The organism is Pantoea sp. CTOTU49201, from assembly GCF_032054795.1.
GTDB classification, from domain to species: domain Bacteria; phylum Pseudomonadota; class Gammaproteobacteria; order Enterobacterales; family Enterobacteriaceae; genus Pantoea; species Pantoea symbiotica.
The window spans coordinates 1-2,464 of the sequence record NZ_DAMBSA010000541.1; the positions used below are offsets into that span (position 1 = coordinate 1).

General features: G+C 47.3%; 1 protein-coding gene and 1 pseudogene. One reads left to right on the forward strand and one right to left on the reverse strand.

Annotation, left to right across the window (positions count from 1 at the left end):
- A pseudogene (locus RTY00_RS23460) lies at positions 1-153 on the forward strand (FAD-binding oxidoreductase); the annotation flags it as partial.
- Positions 154-192: 39 nt separating this feature from the next.
- On the opposite strand, the gene RTY00_RS23465 reads toward RTY00_RS23460, so the two are convergent.
- Complete coding sequence (locus tag RTY00_RS23465; RefSeq protein WP_312666565.1) at positions 193-2,064, reverse strand: hypothetical protein; 1,872 nt, start codon at positions 2,062-2,064, stop codon at positions 193-195.
- Positions 2,065-2,464: the final 400 nt, after the last annotated feature.

Consider the following 2,464-nt stretch of genomic DNA (forward strand, 5'->3'; position numbering starts at 1 on the left):
CATATTGAAGACGGCAAACAAGGCATGGTGCGCGCCGATGTAGTGGCGATGAAACGCGCCTGCGATCCGCATAATTTATTAAATCCTGGCAAATTACGCGGCTGGGAAATACGGGATACGCTGCCGGAGGTGCATATTTCAGGCGTGAATTGATCGCTAAATACGCCAGCAACTACAGTTGCTGGCTGATGCTTAAATATAAGGATTATTGGCGTCGTTTAATGGAATACTCCACTCTTCGCCGTTAACGCGAACTTTCAAATAGCGTCGCGTGCGATATTTCCCTGATTCATATTCTTCGACCTCCCCTTTGATCACCGTACCGCGCAACAACAACTCTTTATTGTTATTATAGCCGAAGCCAACATCTTTATTACCAATCCAATGCTGCTCAAAGGCCACAACCGGCGCCGCATCAAGCGTTGCGCTCTCTTCTGCAGTACAAGCGGTAAAGCTTTTGCGGAAGATAAAACATAATCCGGCCTGATAGCGATCTTTACCATTGGTAGTGACCAGCGCGGTAGAAAAACCGGTGTAAGCAGCAATTTTCACGTAGAGCTTAGTGCGGGCACCATTGCCTGAAATATGCACTTTAACCACCGGACTGGAACCTTCGCCGTACCAGCTACCGATTGAATTAGCTCCATCACGTGCTTGTAAATAAATATTAGTTGCGCCTTCAGGGGTGCGATTACTGTAGTCAACCTGCGTTTCACTTTGGGAGTTATATTGCGCACTGCCAACCACACGAACATGAATTTGCGAAGTCGCATCGGAGAAATTGAATTCACCAACGTAAAACCATTTATTGTTAGCGGTACGGTTATCCATATGGTACGGCGAGGAAATATAGTCGTAGCTCAATGAGCCCTGCGCAACCACGCCCCAATCCGAGAGCTCCAGCACACCCCGATCCCCTTCACCAATCAGTGTCCAGGGCTCGATGCCTTCGGTGCTGTAATCAAAACCAGCACTTTGGTTATGAATACTTTTTTGAATAATGGTGGCGCGGCAATAACCTAGCTTGAGCGGATTTTTGGTGGATTCAATCGCCAGACCTTCTATCACCCATTGGCCATTCGTGAGGTCGCCTGCATAGTCTGAGTGTTCAATCCAGCCGTTGCGGATAAACGATTGCGTACAGCGTGGCAAATCAAACACCGGCTTGTTATAGCCAAACTGTAAATTGAAGTTTGACAGTTCAATTGCCGTGCTGTGATCCCATGCGCCTGCTTCACGGTCAGACCAACGCGCATAAATCAGGCTGTCCTGACAACAACGGGCGTAGAACTGATCAATTTTGCAATCGAGCGTGTCAATCAGGTCAAGTGCGCGTCCACCCAGATAGCGGAACTCCATACTGCTGACGCGTAAAAACTGACCGCCAATGATGGTATTAGCGTAGAAGCCCACGCTGTTAAGCGCTGTGCCGCCATCACCATTGCCGTACATTGAACCATCCGGATTAAAACTTTTTCCTTTGATAACAAAGCCAGAGATTTCTGCATATCGTGCATTCACTTTAAAAAAATGCAGTCCGCGCGGTTTGGTTTCCCAGTTAAAAACCAAAGTTGTTGTGGGGAAATAGCCGAAGTTGACCTGGGCACCCGCAACTTTGAAGCGGTTAATCTCTTTATCTGAAATATCAAACGTCGACATACTGAATTCGCCAGCGGTAAACCGAATCCCGGCAGCAGGCAGCACGCGTTGCGACCAGGTAAACATGCGTTTGACGGCTTCGATGCAGTCGGTTTTGCCATCCGGCACGGCGCCGAAATCCAAAACGGTTACCGAGTTGTAATCCAACACCACACGTTTCCAGCGCTTATTGCCTGCCGTGACAAAGACCAAACCGCCATCATCCACCGATGTAGTGTCAGTCGCGTCGTAAACAAAAACACCTCCGCCACTTTTTGTCCCACGAGTGTACTCAAGCACGGTGCCGATTGTGCCTCCGACGGTGGGTTCTGTGGCTTTTAATTCTGCCACATCCCGAAATTGATAAACGGTAGCCGCCGCCGCTATTGCATTTTGTGGATTGGTATTACTGGACGCATTCGCCATGGTGTACCCCTTAATTATTAAGAGAAAGTAACTGCACCATCGAGTATAAGTAATTGAAAATTAATGTGTTGATGCGTACCAGTCATACTGGTGGTATTTAGTTATACGTTTTTGGCAAGACCAGGCAACATGATGATTAATGAAAAAAAGCGTAACGGGAAGGGAATGATTTACAGATTAATCGCAGACAGTTTATTGATATAGCCGGTACGAAAAGCGCGGAATATGTCTTAAATACGACTTAATAAATGATGCAGATGTCATTATTAATTAACTGGCCAGTAACGAAGGGTTACTGGCCTAAATGTTTAGAACGTGGCGTTCACACCGACATTCCACGTCACCTGATGGTAATCGCTATTGCCGCCAACCGTTGAAACGCCGGCAAAAGCATTCACTG

Coding starts and splice junctions, on each gene's coding strand:
- RTY00_RS23465 (WP_312666565.1), bottom strand. CDS start 2,064: ATGGCGAATGCGTCCAGTAATACCAATCCACAAAATGCAATAGCGGCG.